Source organism: Cognatundibacterium jejuense, from assembly GCF_014284255.1.
Taxonomy (GTDB): Bacteria; Pseudomonadota; Gammaproteobacteria; order Burkholderiales; family Burkholderiaceae_D; genus Undibacterium; species Undibacterium jejuense.
Map to the genome: position 1 here is coordinate 1 of NZ_JACOFV010000005.1, position 16,733 is coordinate 16,733.

Here is a 16,733-nt window from a genome sequence, read left to right on the forward strand (position 1 = left end):
TTTGGGTGAGATGTGTGTAGTTCATTATGCAATTTCGACTGGCCGGTCAAAAAGGCACAAATGCTATCGCATCTTGCCCTCATTAACCGATACCGTTCATAAATTGCACTTCATCCTAGAATTCGCCGATCTTATATGCGCCCCTCTATTAATTTATTTCTTTCATCGCTGACGTTAGCTGTTAGTGGCCTCTCATTCATCATGCCTGCTGCTGCAGAATCAGTCTCCAAGACCTTCACTTTGAATAGCCCCGATCTGAAAGACGGTAAATTTGGAATGGATTTTGTTTTTAACAGTTTTGGCTGCAACGGAAAAAATCTTTCACCAGCTCTGGAGTGGAGCAACCCTCCCGCTGGCACAAAATCTTTTGCGCTAATGATGCACGACAAAGACGCACCTACTGGAAGTGGTTTTTGGCATTGGACAATCTACAATATTCCAGTCAGCGCCACAAGCCTCGAGCAAAGTAATGGTAACAGCATAGACAAGCTTCCCAAGCCAGCTATTGCTGGCTTGAACGACATGGCAGGAACTAATCCTGAAGTTCAACAAAGCTATGTTGGCCCTTGCCCACCGGAGGGGCATGGTTCACACCGATACACCATCACACTTTTTGCACTTGATGTGGCCGACATGCATGCTGCATCAGGTATTCCGGCCACAGCAACCCCTTCTCTGCATGGCTTTGCTCTAAACTACGCAATGGGTAAACATGTACTTGGCAAAGCGCAACTAACTGCAACATTTGAGCGTAGATAAAGTTTAGGTTCAAGCCATCTTCAAATTTGAAGATGGCAACTCGAATTTTAAATATCATAAAAAAGGATCAATATGAGCTCGTCTCTTCATTTACCTTCGTCGTCACAATCTAAGGCCGTTGGCAAAGTACTTAATTTGGCGGAGTCATCCTTCAAGGTCTTTACTTTGATCAGTCCAGATCTGAATGGCGGTAACTTTGAAATGGACCATGTGTTTAATAGTTTTGGTTGCACTGGCACCAATTTGTCGCCTGCACTAGATTGGAGTAACGCTCCCACCAATACAAAGTCATTTGCACTGATGATGCACGATGCTGACGCACCGACTGGAAGTGGCTTTTGGCACTGGGCGATCTACAATATCCCAGCTGGTACGACCAACCTTGCCCGAGGTGTGGGTAATAGCATAGATAGGCTTCCCAAGCCAGCTATTGCTGGCTTGAATGACATGGCAGGAACTAATCCGGAAGTTCAACAAAGTTATGTTGGCCCTTGCCCACCGCAGGGGCATGGGCCACATCGATATACAATCACACTTTTTGCACTGGCAGTGGAAGACATGCATGAGACATCAGGAATTCCAGTTACGGCAACCCCTGCACTGCATAGTTTTGCCTTGAACTTCGCAATGACCAGTTATGTACTTGGGAAAGCACAATATACTGCCGTTTTTGAGCGAAAATAAGTAATCCGACTCAAGCTATCCGAAAATCAGAGGGTGGTAATCCAAAACGTGTTTTGAACGCAGCACTAAAGCGGCTATGCGAACCATAGCCGCAGCGTTGTGCTATTTCATTCACCGGTAGGTTTGATCCTTGAAGCATCTCCAATGCAGTTCCCAAACGCACTTCGCGTACCAAATGCGCTACACTAACGTTCTCTGCAGCCAAACGCCTTTGTAAACTGCTGGCACTCATATGAAAGGTTTGCGCCAACTCAGGTACAGTCCATTCTTTATTGAGCTGCTGTGCGACGCGGCGGCGCAAACGATCAGACCAGTCGGTGGCAATATCTGGAAGACCAAACATCCAACCAGACTCAGCCAGTAGCAACAGTAGCTCCTCTGCACGATGATTTAATACCGAAACCGAAATCGTCGAATCTTGCTTTTGTTCCTGTGTTTTATTCAGCAATACTGGATATGAATTTCCCAGTACCTCAACTGCGTGAGTCTGCAAAATATACGCCATTTGTTCCACTGCTGATTGCAAACTTTTTTTCACAGAAGAGCGTGGTAATACCTCAGCACTACGCATGGAAGTCTGCTGAACAAATTGTGGAAAACGAGTGTGAAACTGCTCGACACATGTTTTTGTAAAACAAAACATCTGTGCCTGGTAGAAGCCATTTTTGCCAGGGATATTCACCAAATCCCAATAAGTATCAGCAGCGATCAGCAACCAGTGTGGAGCTGCTACTTTCCAGGTACGACCATAAGCGTGAATGTGCTTCTCTCCCTCTAATACCCTTACTAAAGCATGTTGGCACATCGTTACTGTGCGCATGTGGTGAACTTTGCTGACATTTACCTGGTGCAATCTAATAGCAATTTCTTGCGTAGCAATGTTAACGTGCAATTTGGCACTCTTAGACTCAATCATTTCTATAAAGCCTTTTGATTTTTTTATACACTGGAACAGCGGAATGGTACTAGCACAACAACCTCACCTCGCGTTTCTAGGAGAGTTGCATTTCTCGATAATGCCTATAAGAGTTGCTCAGAGATCTCAATTAAATTTCTATCTGGATCTCGTATGTACACTAATAACATTGAACAGTTAGCACCAATTTGTTGAATTGAACTTTCTTCGATGAATATACCAAATGCCGTTAATCTTGCTATGACTTTTGTTAGTGTAGTGGCTTGTTCCAATTTTACGCAATCTTATATAGCTAATTGCGTAATGCCAAACGCGGTTTTTGCGTTTCCATTAGTTCACGATGAGGCACTGAAGTCATGGTTCGCTTAATCGGTGCATGTCCGGTACTTCCCGGTGCCACCAGTTTAAATGAGTTCACCAGCTCAGTCAGCATAAATGCCTCATTCTTCAAACTTTCAGCAGCTGCCGCTGCTTCTTCTACCAATCCTGCATTTTGCTGCGTCATATCATCCATTAGGACAATAGCTTGATTGATCTGATCAATACCCGCACTTTGCTCCTGGCTCGCAGCAGTGATGTCAGACATGATCCCAGCGGCACGTTTCACTCCACTAACGATCTCTCCCATTGTTCTACCAGCTTCGTCTACCATTTTTGCCCCTGCATCTACCTGGGCGACCGAATCATTGATTAACACCTTAATTTCTTTTGCGGCATTCGCACTACGTTGTGCCAAGTTTCGAACTTCACTGGCAACAACAGCAAAACCTCTACCTTGTTCACCAGCACGTGCGGCCTCAACCGCAGCATTCAATGCAAGAATATTGGTTTGAAAAGCAATCCCATCAATCACTCCTATGATGTCTGAAATTTTAGTGGAGCTCGATTTAATCGCTCCCATTGTGTTGATGACGTTCGCTACTACTACACCACCTCTTTCGGCAACTTGGGCTGCCGAAACTACCAACTGACTCGCTTCTCTGGAATTATCTGCATTTTGTTTTACTGTAGAAGTTAATTCCTCCATAGAGGATGCAGTCTCTTCTAATGAACTGGCTTGCGATTCTGTACGTGATGATAAATCAGCATTGCCCTCTGCAATTTCACTTGCGCCATTAGTTACATGACCTGTACTTTGTTTAATCTGACCAACGAGCAATTTTATGTTGGTTTGTAAAACTCGCAATGATTGTGTGACGTCCATCAACTCATCATCATTACCTCGTGTAGTAATCGTAGCGGACAAGTCGCCTGAACTCATCGTTTCTATACTACTAGCAATATCACGCAATGGGGCAATGATCGTTTTATACAAATTCACACCAAAAAAAGTAGTAAATAGAACGCCAAAAAAACAGAATGTAGAAAAAATTACACAGTACTCATTCGATTTTCCAGTGAAAGAGAATATGGCAAGCACCATCATCATCAATGCGACAACGACGACAAATAAACAAATTTTTGTCGCGATACGCATTGCTAAAAGCTGATTTAAATTTCTTGCAATTGAAGTGCTATTGGCAACGCCCTCGTGGATGCGCATGGAGGACTCCCCATTTTTTATAGCGCGATACGCGGCTTCAGTTACACCCACTTTATCGCGTGTAGGCTTTACACGGATTGACGTAAATCCGATCATCTGTCCATTATTAATGATTGGTGCCGCTGTTGCCTCTACCCAATAATGATCGCCATTTTTACAACGATTCTTTACCAGTCCCGTCCATGCTTTACCGTTTTTTATAGTACTCCAAAAGTCAGCAAAAGCCTCCACTGGCATATCAGGATGACGAACGATGTTTTGTGGAGATCCGATCAATTCCTCTTCGGAAAAACCACTAATACGCACAAAGTCATCATTAATATAAGTAATATTTCCTTGTAAATCAGTTTTGGAAACAATAGTTTCGTTATCTCTCAATACATATTCACGATTGCTCAATGGCAAATTTGTACGCATACGCTTTCTCCTTGATATGGAAAAAAACTTCGTCAGACTACCAACAATGGGATTAGTTTAACCTAATCACCGTGGTCACTTTTACCTGTACGATCAATGTGCTACCTAGAGTTGATCATGATATTAAAACTATTTCCGATATTACGGAATGTCGTTTCTTATGAGTGTTGGCTGTGTCGTGACCATCTTAATTTTAGATTATCTAGCTAGCATCCCAATATGTCTGTTCGTTTTTTGCAAAGGCAATCTGAATAAAATACGAATATCAAAGATTTGTATTTTGAAGGAGTATCTTGATTGGTCGCAAATTTATATCCTCCGATTCCATAAAAATTGGAACTTCATAAAGTTTCATAAATAGCTTTTTGTTAAATTATTGAACTCAATTAATATTTTTGCACCTTACGCTTCAAACTACGACTTAAAAAAGCAAATTTCAAACATTTGGTTTTTCTTTAAAGGTGACACAATGTATAAATTATCTTTAGTACTATTTTCAATAACGTTTTCTGGTCTAACTGTTTTATTATCTGGATGTGGTGGAGGTAATGTATATGCCGAGGCACCTAAATTTACCTCATCAAGTAATGATTTGAGCTCTGGGTCATTTGATGCGAAATATATCGCCAATGGATTTGGATGTGCAGGTAAAAATATCTCGCCTGAAATACATTGGAATAATGCTCCGGTTGGGACGAAGTCGTTTTCAGTAACCGTCTATGACCCTGATGCACCAACAGGGACAGGTTTTTATCATTGGGCCGTGTATAACATACCTGCTAGCGCCAACGGGTTACCTCAAGGTGCTGGTAATGCACCAGAGCGCTTACCAACCCCCGCTTATGGTGGCGCGAATGACTTTCAAGACACCGGAGTGACTGGAGTAAACGGTAACTATGGCGGTCCATGTCCTCCTATTGGAGATAAACCACACACGTATCTAATGACGGTTTGGGCACTAGATGTGACAGATATTGTCGCTACAGGTGGTATTCCTAAGACTGGAACGTCAGCCCTTTATGGCTTTGTACTTAATCGTGGATTAGGGGTACATGTTTTGGGGAAGGCTGTATTTACGGCAACTTACGGTAGGTAAGTTTCGGCCAAAAATGTAAATGAGCTCAGATAGGTTTTTTTGCTTATCTGCGGTTTTATATAAAACCAAATCGTTTTGTTTTATATGGCGTAGGTATTTGCCATAACGCAATAAATATATTTATGTATGAGCAAAACATGTTAAATCTAATTTGGTCAAAACTTAATGAAATGTAAAACTCACCTATCGCAATCAACGAGATTTTTTTGCACGTATCTTCTATGTGTATTTAGTATGATGTCATATGCTGAGGATGGTGTTTTTGAAAATAAAATTGTTATTGGGCAGACAATTGGTATAAGCGGAGATGTAGCTGGACCTGTAAAAGAAATGCTTGAAGGATCACAAGCTTATTTTGATTTTATCAATAAGTCTGGCGGTATCCATGGACGAAAAATTGAATTAAAAATTTTAGACGATGAATTTAACCCATTAAAAACGTTAGCAAATACGGAAATTTTGGTAAAAAAAGAGCATGTGTTCGCATTATTTCAATCGCGGGGAACCCCACATACTGAAAGTATATTGCCAATATTAACGTCTTTTCAGATACCTTTGATAGCTCCTATTACTGGATCATCGGTTTTTTATGAAAAAAAATATCGCTACTTATTTAATACTAGAGCAAAATACCAAGATGAGATCCGTAAAGGCGTTGAGCATTTTTTTACAATGGGTATCAAGGAAGTATCCTTGATATACGTAAATGATGCTTTTGGGATTGATGGGCTTACTGGCTTCAACAAAGCAATGTCGCGATACAAACTAAATCCTATCGCTATTTATCACATTGATCGGGTCACTCCAAATATTGACACTACTGTCAACACGTTAGTAAAAACAACGTCGAAAGCTGTCATCGTTGTCAGCTCGTCGTCATCCGCAGTGGAAATTATAAAAAATCTGCGTGTAAAAAATAGTGCAATCCAAATAATGACGTTATCCAACAATTCATCACAATCATTTGTCAATTCTCTGGGATCGCTCGGCTATGGAATAATTGTTTCACAAATTATGCCCGCCCCTCATTTAATGACATCGATGCTAGGACAAGAATTTAAGAAAATTGCGCAAGCAAATGGTGTTGCTCCAACGTATGCGGCCATGGAGGGGTTTGTAACTGCTAAGGTTTTGGTTGAAGGACTTAAACGTAGCGGTTCAAATCCAACTCGGAGTAGTTTAATTAGAGGCCTCGAAACAATGAGGCAGTTTGATCTTGGCGGTTTAGTAATTAATTATGACGAGCAGAATCATGATGGTAGTGAGTTCATAGAATTAACTATTATAAGTAAAACTGGTCAATTTCTACGTTAAATATTTCTTCATTCTTCAATGCTGAAGTTAATAGTTGATAGGGAATAATTTGAGTTTAAATTGACGGATTATTTTGCGTACGCCCCTCGCCCTCAAAGTAGAGACGCAAACGAATTTTATGAACATATCAATATAGTCTACTTTTTTATTTAAGAGGTGAAGTTCCGCTTAAGGACTTCATTAATTAATTTATTAATTAGCTGCCCGGCGAACAAGAAGGTTCTGGGCAGTTGTTGATTGCGGATTGCCGTACAAGGTTGCCAGTACATCCCAAAAAGCTGTAGAATTAGAATCACCGATACCAAATCCCTTGAAGTGATTAGCAAGACCCAGTGCGTGTCCAAACTCATGAACCACAATCGCTTGCGTTACGTCGCAGTGACCATTTCCCAGATTGACGTAGACAGGATTAGATTTGATTCCATTTTGACAATCAGGTTGAATTAAATTTCCCATATTGAGACCTTCCGACACATTATGCCAACCTACCTACATGACACGGACAAGTCAGACACCCAGACAGATTTGAAAGGAATTTATTCTCATGCACCATGCATGTCTGTGTGTCTGGGTTGTCCGACCTGTTTCTGCTTTTGTGTATGAAATCGTTAGCACATATTTCAATGCCAACGACTGTACTGATTAGCTCTTCAAAGCAATGCCACCCATTGCTGCCAGTTTTGGTTGAGCACCTAAGATATGGCGAAGATCATCTCTGAGCAGAAGTGCGTAAATCAGTCCTATTCCCCACAAAGGAATCAACACTGCGCAAATGAATACGACAGTTTTGCTTCGTCTCCAGTAATACAATTTACTATCGGGTAGCTTGACACCAATAATCCGGTTGCCGATCAAATACAAAGTAACTTCTTTTCCGAGACCTCGCTCAATGAAATCGCTCAGACTTCGTGCGGTTCTCAGTTTTTGCAAAATCTGATCACCAATTTCTATAGTGTCGTAGTGTGTAAACGATTTGCCGATTTGATTGACACTTGCTGAGCCACTACCCAACATGGTTAGAACGCCTGTTACTTCACGCATGGTTTTATCCCTTTCATTATTTATAGCCGCACAGAATTGATTGATCTATGCGGGACTATCGGTAAGACTGATTAAATTAAGGCATGACACCGAACGAGAAATAAGCAGGACCGTTAGCAAAATTGTTGCCAGTATTATTGCCAGTCACTAGCAGACCTGCTGGAGAAGAAATAAGGTAGTTGATCGTACCGTCCGACACAGTAGCTGTAGCAATACCTGTTATCGGCGTATTGGGTGTTAATGCGATGTTTTGGGTTTTGACAATCAGATTTTGTATGGATGCTGTGATTGGATTCTGAATGTCATCACTCGTGTTTAGGACGTAACTTCCCGCCACAGGGTTCCACGCGGATTGGGGCACACCTAACCAAATACCCGTCACAATCCCACCACCACCTGTATCGTTTTCTGTCACCACCAGTGTGCTATTCGTACCAGCACCAACCATAAATGCAGTCGCCCGTACTAACCCCCCAGATGAAAGATCAAAGGCATAACTACTACCAGAATGTGCGGCGAAAGTACCGGTTGCTGTTGCAGTGGAACAGGTAGAAGTATTTTTGCACATACTCCAATTGCCAAGGCTATCAATCGTGATGGTGGCATAGGACATGCGGGTCTGAGCAGGAGTGCTTCCAGTGTCATGCTGATAGCGAAGCACAGTATAAGTGCCTTGCAAAGCTCCAAGATTGGTATTAGAAGCTAATGCTCTGCTATCCATCAGGAAGACAGGCTGATCATTTCCATTGACGAGCGTATGCGATATGCCTAAACTCCCATTGCTTTGCATGACCGTGCGCATGGTGCTGGAATTCCCTGAGCTATCCATACAAGCTTTATTCAATGGTGCTGGAGCATTAGCATCCTGAACCAGATTCAATGTGCCAGACAAGTTACCCGAATACGTTAACGTTGTGCCGCCACTTGAAAATTGCGCTGTACCTGCTCCCCCAGTCAAAGCTACTGCAACCAGTGGATGGGTATTGGCAATGGTGCAGGTAGTCGCCCCAGTGCCGTTACTATTACCACCCGAACTATTGCCAGAATTTGTGCTTGCAGTATTGCTCCCATTTCCGCCACATGCCGAAAGGGTTAATGCAAATAAACTCGCGACCACGATATGTAATTTCATGTTGCTTGCCTTTTATAAAGAAGATAAAAAAAGAAACTTCCAAAAACGGAAGTGCATAGTTATTGCTTCGTGCTGCTTTTGATTAGGTACTTCTTCCTGTAATCACTTCAGAAATTCCACCAAGTCGGAATAGACCTAAAAAATCAATTAATAATGATTTATTATGTCATTTTATATTAACGCATTGAGTCATTCCAAGGTTGACGTAAAAAGATCACACTTCATGCTCTACTATGACGGGGTGTGTCATGCCACAAGAGGAAATTAGTCCAGAAAAGCAATTGGCCCGTGAAGTTGGCGGGATCATTGCAATTCGCAGGAAAGCTAAGGGATGGACTCAGGCACAACTTGCCGAGCACATGGATATTGAAAAAGAAACCGTCAGCAGGATTGAGACCGCTCATATCACGCCGACATTGGCACGTTTGGATCAGATAGCCAAGTTACTGGATTGTGAGATTAGCGACTTACTCAAAATCAGCACACCTGATGTGAGTGACCAGGCATTGGCACTAATGAATCGCATGGAGGATTTGAGCCAGAGTCAGCAAACTATCTTGCTGGATTTATTCGGTAAGGTTGCAATGGCTATGGGAAATCTGAATGCCAAGGATAGGAAAGTCGTTGAGAAATTTCTTGGTGATATTCTGTAGGAAGTTATGCCAATCTAAAGGTGAGAACTACATCGGATACGTCTATTTAAATGAAAATGGAATTTGGGTTTTATATTAATGGAGCGGTCATGCACGAATGTAAGTTATGTTTAAGCAGTGTTCAAAAATTAAAAGACCCTCACATAATCCCAAGATCAACTCACAAATTCGTCAAAGACCAAAGTGGTCGCAATATTCGTTTTGTTTTGCCAGACATTAAACTTCAATTAGATAATCAGTCTGACTTGAAAGAATATATGTTGTGTGAAGCTTGTGAGCTGAAATTTTCTAAATTTGAAAATATTGGTATTACATCGCTGAAAAAAGTTTGGAATAATTATTCTGTAAAAAAAGGCTATGCATTTTCCTCGAATGAGGTCATTGATATTTCTTGTCTTATACATTCAATTTTTTGGCGAGCCTCAGTATCACAGCTGTTATCTAATTTTAAGCTGCCAATCGAACAAGAAAATTTATTGCAGACCAGTCTCAATAATGGCGATGCTATCCAATTGCCAAATTTGGCCATCAAGATTAGCCTGTTGAGCAACTTAAAGCTGGATGGATACAATAATCAGTTAATTATTTCTCCGTGGAGGGAAAAATATGTAGCTAATATTTATGCTTCATATTTTTCATTTTATGGGTTATTAATTACTATGTTTGATCCTGGTTGCTTGTCGCCAAATCACGAGGTAGGAGTGTATTTAGATACTACACAGCAATCAGGGAAAGTTAATCTAGCAGATAATTATGAGATAGAAATTATGGCTGGAATCTTAGCGAGAATGAAAAAGCAAGCCCAATAAAAATAAATCAGTAATGTAATGTTTGTAGCGATTCTGCGCAGCTCTGCACTGAAAAATATGCGAGCAGAACCTTGTAAGCCTTATCCAGCATAGCGTTCCCAATAGGTTCTGCGGTTCTACTCTAAATTATTTACATAAAGAAGAAAGAGCAGAAAAGGCTATAGCGCTTTTTGCCTGTACTGAACTTCAGTCATTCGCGCAGAACCCGTTTTTTAGCTGAAAACCGTTGATATATAAGGCTTTCTTGGTTCTACTCGGCTGAAAGTCAATATCAGTAAAGGTTTTTCAAAGAAAGTGTTACTGATATTGACTTTCGCGGTTCTGCTCTTTTTGTTTTGCTACTTAAATTAGGCTGCGTGTTCATTAAAAGCTAGCGTATGCTTTGAGGACGCTTTGCCCAAGAATTCTCGCAGTTGCTAAATATAAAAACTGTTTAGGTTGAGTGCTTAAAAACTCACTTACTAGCCATTGTTCTTTATCAGAAAATATTTTATCAAACATATACGGGTGATAACGAGTAATCGATCCTAGATAAAACATTACCATGTAAATGATTGATTCTTGATTGTATCTGCCAACCGAAGAATTTGATAAATATAATGTATATCCACTATTTCCAACGAAGTACCAAATTCCCTTTGACTGGATAGCTGCACTCAAAGATGCATAATCATTACGCGTTGGTGAGTAAGTTAACATTGTTATTTTTTCTATGTAATAAATTTTGTCTTCTTCCTGTGTTATTACATAGTTTCTCGCCGTAAGAGATGGTATATCGGATATCTCGCAACTCATTTCAGCTTTAAATATTAGCTCCTTACCATTTTTGTAGAGGTTGTAATTTTTAACGCGGTAAAAAACCTCTTTTTGATTATAAATTTCAGAGTATGCGCGATGCACCCCCACGCAGTGATTTAAAAGCTCCCGTACATTTATATTGATATCTGCGGTTGAAATGTTTGGATCAAATACGGAGATCAATTCATGAGCCACCTGCACGACATTTTGCTTTTGTTGCTCCTTTGCAATTATTGAGTGAGAGAATTTATTGTTGTGTTTTTCTTTCATCCCGTGATAATACGATTTTCTTGTTCCGTGTTTTGTGGGAAGATTGATAATTATTTTTGAGAAATTGAGAAATTGAGAAAAGAGTAATAGTAGAGTAAGGGTTGGCTTTTTACTGGACTCGCTTCAGCAGTTTTATAAAAATGTTTCGCCTGTTCTAAAAGAGACCCTAAAAAGTCCTCTTCTTTTCTATCCTTACTGGCTTTCTTTACCACATAGTCCCAAAAAGCCCAGATGTCTGAAATCACTATTTTTTCATTTTTCCCAAGACTTACTAAGGGCGTTGCCCTTGTGAAAAGTGGAAATCCATACTTCATTTCAATTTCAGTCAAGTCAACTCCCCCATTGTTTTAGACATATTCATTGTTTGTATGAAAACACTCCGAATATACTCGAACTTTAGTTTCTTGAATACCATTGTTAGCAGTCTGGGTATTCAGTGTTCAATTCATCAATCCAAATAAAGAATTCGCAGTAACACCCTCACAAGCTAACTCCACGGTATCTCTGTTTTTACCCGTCAATCTATCTGCGCCACTTTTTCCCGTCTCGCTAAAAACGCCAAGATTTGCACGTCTGCGAATCAACACAAGCATTCCCCTTCGGGATTTTCTGCAATCGGTTCTCTCTTCGTTGCGACTGCGATTTTGACAAATTGCTTGCATTGCTTCTTGTCCAGCCATGCCATTCGTGGCTTAGGCGAAACGACTCAAAAATGATGCAGATAAACGAGTTGTGAAGTCTGCAAAAACAGAGCAAGTCTTCAATCAACTTCAGGCTCAACCAGCCTAAAAACGATACGAAAGCAGAGAACACCATGAGCACATTTTTCGCACAGCCTTATAGCTTGGACGCAGTTGGTTTTTACTTTGATACCTTGGAGGCATACACCGAGAAATCAGAAAGCCTGCTGGACGCCTTTGGTAGCCCTGTAGAAGAGTTTGAAATTCAATTCATAGATGGTGACGACTGCGAGTTGTTTTCAGCGTGTGGTATCAATCAAGCCAATTTAAGCCTATGGTTTGAAACTATTGCCGATTTAGCCGAACATGAAAAAACAGCTTTGTACTATTTGCGCAGTGTTTCAAGTTATAGCCTAGAAAATGCTCTTGATAAGCTGGATGACGTAAATTTGTCGGAAGGTAATTTGAAAGACGTAGCCGAAACCTTGTTTGATGAATTTTACCTAAACGACGTGCCAGAATCAGTCCGTGCTTATATTGATTATGAAAAGTATGCGCGAGACTGCGAAATGGGTGGCGACTTATATGAGTTTGATTTTGAAGGCGCAACTTGGACATGCACAAATGCTTCAAGCATTTAGTCAAAATAACGTGGACAGGGTGGGCAGGTTGGACTTGCCCACGCATCTTATTTACGCTCAAGTGATGCCCACAATTTCGCCCCAACTTTATGCGGACGTAAGTTTGCATATCGTTTAAGCGTATCCAGCTCAATATGCCCCGTGATTTTCGAGATTTCAATGTCGGATAAGGTGCTATTTTCAAAGAACCACGAACAAGCTTCATGCCGCAAGTCATGCAAGGTTAAGTTCACCGATTTTGCATTTTTGCAGATGATGCGGAAACGGGTATAAAAATAGTGCGGTCCAGCCCAGAACGGAAAAATCAAATCGTCGTCGGATTTTTTCCATTTCATCATTTGATTTTTGATGAGGTGAAATAATTCTGGGCGCATTGAAGCATAACGATCTTCAGCCCCTTTCTTGCGGGCAATTTTTTGATGTGCCTTTGGGATGAAAATATATGACTCTTCGGGCTTCTTCTCGTTCAGCTTGATATCTTTCCAGCGGATAAGCATCGTTTCGCCAATCCTGAATGCGGAAAACGTCAGAAATTGGATCAGGCATTTTGATGCTTCTACATTCACATAGAGTTGTTCGCACGCTTGAATCAATCTGTCTAGCTCACCATCTTCCAGTCGCCTAGTTCGTGGATTTTCCCAGCTTGGTGGTGGGTCTACGTCGTCAAATGGCTTAGAGTCAAAATGGTAGTCATTGATTTTGCTATGCCATTTGAGTGCGGTTCTAATGTCGTAGTAGAACTTACGAATGGTGGATGACTTATAGGTTTTCTTCACGACTTCGCCCTTTGCGTTCGTCGTGCGATTTCCGTCGAAACCTTTGTACTCTTTTTTCTTGGTTTTCTGGTCGGGGATTTCTTGAGCTAGTTTGAAATTGATGTAGTCCTGAAAGCCTTTGGTTTTGAAATTGGCTAATGGGACATTGCCAATTTCTTCGGTGATTTTTGCCAACCGCTGTTTCTTGATTAAAGGCATTGATGGTTCGCCTTCAATGAAGTCCTGAAAAATTTCTCCCAAGGTGATTTTCTTCGCTTTCAGTGCGGAAACACTTTCACCTTTGAGTATTTTGGAGTCGGTGAGGGTGATGAATTCTTTTGCTTCTTTCAAGGATGCAAATGTTTGCGAAACATTGACCCCATTTTTGCGAACTTTGGCTTGGAAGGAGAAGCTTCCATTTTTCTTGGCTCGCTTAACGACCGTGCCTGAGCCGACCTTCATACTTGCTTCTAATGGTTTTGTTTGCAGTCCCATGCTGTCCCTTGCTGTCGCTAAATTTTATTTGTCCCAAATTTGTCCCATTTTAGCGTTTTATTTATTTTTGTGTCTATAAATAATTGATTAATAACACAAAATATAATATATGACATTTCCCTCCTAAGCGTAAGATGTGGGTTCGATTCCCGCCGGCGGGACCAGTGACATTACTACAATCACTGACGCCTTGTTAATTTCTTTGATCTTCTCCAAGTCTCATTCAAGCTTCCTCCTCTCCTTTGGTTTGCTAATTCATCTGCTGATCGTCGTACGATTCCAAGGATTGGTATCGCTGATAGATTAAACGATTTTAATTCAGTCGTTTTCACCTTCTTCTTTCGTTGAAATTGAATTTCACAATTACAGATATGGGCACATCAGCGTTTTGGTGCCTGGCAATTTTTTGCCGAAAGAAAAGTAGTTCAATGTAGAAATTTTTATCTCGCAAAAACAACAGTTAAACGATAAATCAATATTTTTATTTTTTAATAGATTTTTTTTACGTAACTGTTGATAGTGTTTTTGAGTAAGCAATTTAAATTTGAAATGTGGCGATGTCGATGCTCGTATTTAGTTTAATTTATCAGCTGTCATAGTGGGCAATAGTGCAGAAATTCTTACCTCTCAGAAATATTTTCTTGTTGTCGCTTATGTGCAAAATTTGCATATAGAAATATGTTCTTTAAACTCATATCTATTTTTAGAATTTATAAAATATATGAGGTTTTTTGAGTCTTGTTTTTCATTGATTTAATTTTTCTTGCGATCTAAGATCGTTTGCGCAATTCAAAAAATTGCTGAGAAAGTTGAATAAGAAAATCAACCAAAAGGAGACTCACTTGAAATTCCGTTATAAGTCCATCTTGTTATCTTCGGTCGTAAGTGCATTGATTCCTCTCACTGGCATTGCTGCCAATATCCCGCAAGACATGGGAGCCACCGCTCCCGCCCAGACGCAAACAGTATCCATTGTGATGAAGCTGCACAATGTGCCGCATTTGGAAAAATTCATTGCTGGTACGGTGAATCCAAATAGTTGGAATTATCAGAACTTTTTATCGGTTGAAGAGTTTGTTGAGCGCTACGCACCGAGCGAAAGAGATATAAAGAAAGTCGTGCGAGAGTTAAATAAGCTTGGCATTACAGTCGATGAAGTTTATCGAAATCATATGGTCATCCGGGCGACTGGAACAACGGCTCAATTGAATCAATTTTTCAGCACAGAATTACACCATTACCAGGAATCAAATCAACGCTATATCAAGCCTAACCGCAACATCACTGTGCCTGATAGCGTATCGGATGTGGTACTTACCGTTACCGGTATGAATACCAAGAAATTCGCGTCCCCACATTCACGCATACTTTCCGATGCTTTGCCAGGCAAAGCCAGTGGTGATCTGGTAAAGTCAACGTCGTTGAACGCTGCCAGCACCGGCAATCCTTTGGGGAAACTGACCGTTGCAGATGTCGCCAATTTGTATAACATCAACCCGCTGTATGCGAAAAAAATCAATGGTCGTGGTCAAACCATCGGTATTGCAACCTTAGCGACCTTTAATCCTGCCGATGCTTATGCATACTGGAAATCAGTCGGTTTGAATGTATCCCAAAACCGAATTAAACAACGTCATCTGGACGGTGGTGCCGGAACTGATGGCGCTGATGAAACCACGCTGGATGTGGAACAATCTGGTGGCTTGGCGCCCGGAGCAGACATTATTGTGTACGACGCACCAAATACTGATTCCGGTTTTATGGATGTGTTCTTCAAGGCTGCTGCGGACAACCGTGTAGACACATTGTCTGTCAGTTGGGGATCACCTGAAATAGCTCAGACACCTGCAGTGATGGAAGGGCAGCATCAGGCGTTTCTGGAATTAGCTGCGCAAGGTATCAGCGTATTTGCCTCAGCTGGTGACGCTGGCGCATATGATATCAATAATAACCAGAGTAGTTATGCGTATCCGGCCTGTACCAAGACTCTCACCGTTGACTCGCCTGCAAGTGATCCGTATGTGGTTGCTGCTGGTGGCACGACACTGCCTAGTGTACAGGTTCACAAATATGGTTCGATTACTGTTCCAGCAGAGCGTCCGTGGGGTTGGGACTATCTGCAAAATTACTTTGTGACGTATTATGGTCAAGCCTATTACGATACCAATCTGTTCCCTGTCGGGAATGGCGGTGGTGTCAGCGTGAATTTTCCGGTTCCGTATTACCAGGCTAATACTTCGGGAGTAAAAACGAGCGCGGCGGGTCAATCATTGATTTGCCAGACAAGTAGCGGCCCCCAGGACTTGATTGATTTACCAGCAGGCTACGCCGGCCGGAATTTGCCGGACGTATCACTGAATGCGGATCCGCAAACTGGCTACAGTGTATATTTTGGCGGAGCGTGGATTTACGGTTACGGTGGTACGAGTTTTGTCGCACCGCAATTGAACGGCATCGCTGCATTGATTTCACAAGTCAACGGTGGTCGTCTCGGTCATTTGAACCCGCAACTTTACGCACGTCTGAATCAATATGGCTATGGTAGTAATTCGCCATTCAATGCGATTACGACTGGCGACAATTTATATTGGCAGGCCGCACCAAACTACAATCCAGGTTCTGGTATTGGTACTTTGAATGTGCATAACCTGGCTAAGAGTTTCCGTCGTTGGTGATAGACGTGTTCGTTGAATGACAAAACGCCCTGAGTATGTTTCAGGGCGTTTTTTT

The 16,733-nt window shown here is 41.4% G+C and carries 16 protein-coding genes; 8 read left to right on the plus strand and 8 right to left on the minus strand.

What is annotated here, in order from left to right; all coding sequences use genetic code 11:
* Positions 1-135 precede the first annotated feature (135 nt).
* Together H8K32_RS06610 and H8K32_RS06615 are read left to right on the plus strand one after the other, a co-directional pair.
* Entirely contained in the window at positions 136-759 is a 624-nt protein-coding gene (locus H8K32_RS06610) for a YbhB/YbcL family Raf kinase inhibitor-like protein (RefSeq protein WP_186911700.1), read from the plus strand.
* 72 nt (positions 760-831) lie between these two features.
* On the plus strand, positions 832-1,443 hold the full coding sequence (locus H8K32_RS06615; protein ID WP_222613039.1) for a YbhB/YbcL family Raf kinase inhibitor-like protein: 612 nt from the start codon (positions 832-834) through the stop codon (positions 1,441-1,443).
* 10 nt (positions 1,444-1,453) lie between these two features.
* On the opposite strand, the gene H8K32_RS06620 is transcribed toward H8K32_RS06615, so the two are convergent.
* Together H8K32_RS06620 and H8K32_RS20560 are read right to left on the minus strand one after the other, a co-directional pair.
* The gene (locus H8K32_RS06620; RefSeq protein WP_186911701.1) at positions 1,454-2,359 is read right to left on the minus strand and encodes a helix-turn-helix transcriptional regulator; all 906 of its coding nucleotides are present in this window, start codon (positions 2,357-2,359) and stop codon (positions 1,454-1,456) included.
* A gap of 292 nt (positions 2,360-2,651) precedes the next feature.
* Positions 2,652-4,301: a methyl-accepting chemotaxis protein gene (locus tag H8K32_RS20560; protein WP_281388441.1), complete on the minus strand. Its 1,650-nt coding sequence runs from the start codon at positions 4,299-4,301 to the stop codon at positions 2,652-2,654.
* Positions 4,302-4,695: 394 nt separating this feature from the next.
* Here H8K32_RS20560 and H8K32_RS06630 point away from each other — a divergent pair, with 394 nt between their 5' ends.
* Both H8K32_RS06630 and H8K32_RS06635 read left to right on the plus strand, forming a co-directional pair.
* The gene (locus tag H8K32_RS06630; RefSeq protein ID WP_246447172.1) at positions 4,696-5,415 is read left to right on the plus strand and encodes a YbhB/YbcL family Raf kinase inhibitor-like protein; all 720 of its coding nucleotides are present in this window, start codon (positions 4,696-4,698) and stop codon (positions 5,413-5,415) included.
* 234 nt (positions 5,416-5,649) lie between these two features.
* Positions 5,650-6,729 (plus strand): ABC transporter substrate-binding protein, encoded by a 1,080-nt coding sequence (locus H8K32_RS06635; RefSeq protein ID WP_186911703.1) that lies wholly within the window; start codon positions 5,650-5,652, stop codon positions 6,727-6,729.
* Positions 6,730-6,921: 192 nt separating this feature from the next.
* Here H8K32_RS06635 and H8K32_RS06640 read toward each other — a convergent pair whose 3' ends face one another.
* From H8K32_RS06640 to H8K32_RS06650, 3 genes are all read right to left on the minus strand, one after another.
* Entirely contained in the window at positions 6,922-7,185 is a 264-nt protein-coding gene (locus H8K32_RS06640; RefSeq protein ID WP_246447174.1) for a zinc metalloprotease, read from the minus strand.
* A gap of 186 nt (positions 7,186-7,371) precedes the next feature.
* Positions 7,372-7,770 (minus strand): hypothetical protein, encoded by a 399-nt coding sequence (locus H8K32_RS06645; protein ID WP_186911704.1) that lies wholly within the window; start codon positions 7,768-7,770, stop codon positions 7,372-7,374.
* A gap of 76 nt (positions 7,771-7,846) precedes the next feature.
* Complete coding sequence (locus H8K32_RS06650; protein ID WP_186911705.1) at positions 7,847-8,902, minus strand: hypothetical protein; 1,056 nt, start codon at positions 8,900-8,902, stop codon at positions 7,847-7,849.
* 248 nt (positions 8,903-9,150) lie between these two features.
* Between H8K32_RS06650 and H8K32_RS06655 the strand changes: the two genes are divergently transcribed.
* The gene (locus H8K32_RS06655) at positions 9,151-9,555 is read left to right on the plus strand and encodes a helix-turn-helix domain-containing protein (RefSeq protein ID WP_186911706.1); all 405 of its coding nucleotides are present in this window, start codon (positions 9,151-9,153) and stop codon (positions 9,553-9,555) included.
* Positions 9,556-9,605: 50 nt separating this feature from the next.
* Complete coding sequence (locus H8K32_RS06660; protein ID WP_186911707.1) at positions 9,606-10,364, plus strand: hypothetical protein; 759 nt, start codon at positions 9,606-9,608, stop codon at positions 10,362-10,364.
* A 363-nt stretch (positions 10,365-10,727) separates the two neighbouring features.
* Here the strand turns inward: H8K32_RS06660 and H8K32_RS06665 are convergent, their stop codons facing one another.
* Together H8K32_RS06665 and H8K32_RS06670 are read right to left on the minus strand one after the other, a co-directional pair.
* Positions 10,728-11,432, minus strand: a complete 705-nt coding sequence (locus H8K32_RS06665; protein ID WP_390312672.1) for a YaaC family protein — start codon at positions 11,430-11,432, stop codon at positions 10,728-10,730.
* Positions 11,433-11,482: 50 nt separating this feature from the next.
* Entirely contained in the window at positions 11,483-11,761 is a 279-nt protein-coding gene (locus H8K32_RS06670; protein ID WP_186911708.1) for a YaaC family protein, read from the minus strand.
* 485 nt (positions 11,762-12,246) lie between these two features.
* Here H8K32_RS06670 and H8K32_RS06680 point away from each other — a divergent pair, with 485 nt between their 5' ends.
* On the plus strand, positions 12,247-12,753 hold the full coding sequence (locus H8K32_RS06680; protein ID WP_186911710.1) for an antirestriction protein ArdA: 507 nt from the start codon (positions 12,247-12,249) through the stop codon (positions 12,751-12,753).
* Between the two features lie 47 nt (positions 12,754-12,800).
* Here the strand turns inward: H8K32_RS06680 and H8K32_RS06685 are convergent, their stop codons facing one another.
* Complete coding sequence (locus H8K32_RS06685; RefSeq protein WP_186911711.1) at positions 12,801-14,003, minus strand: site-specific integrase; 1,203 nt, start codon at positions 14,001-14,003, stop codon at positions 12,801-12,803.
* Positions 14,004-14,845: 842 nt separating this feature from the next.
* Here H8K32_RS06685 and H8K32_RS06690 point away from each other — a divergent pair.
* Positions 14,846-16,678 carry a S53 family peptidase gene (locus H8K32_RS06690; RefSeq protein ID WP_186911712.1) on the plus strand — a complete coding sequence of 611 codons (1,833 nt, stop codon included), beginning with the start codon at positions 14,846-14,848 and terminating at the stop codon, positions 16,676-16,678.
* The last annotated feature ends 55 nt before the right edge of the window (positions 16,679-16,733 follow it).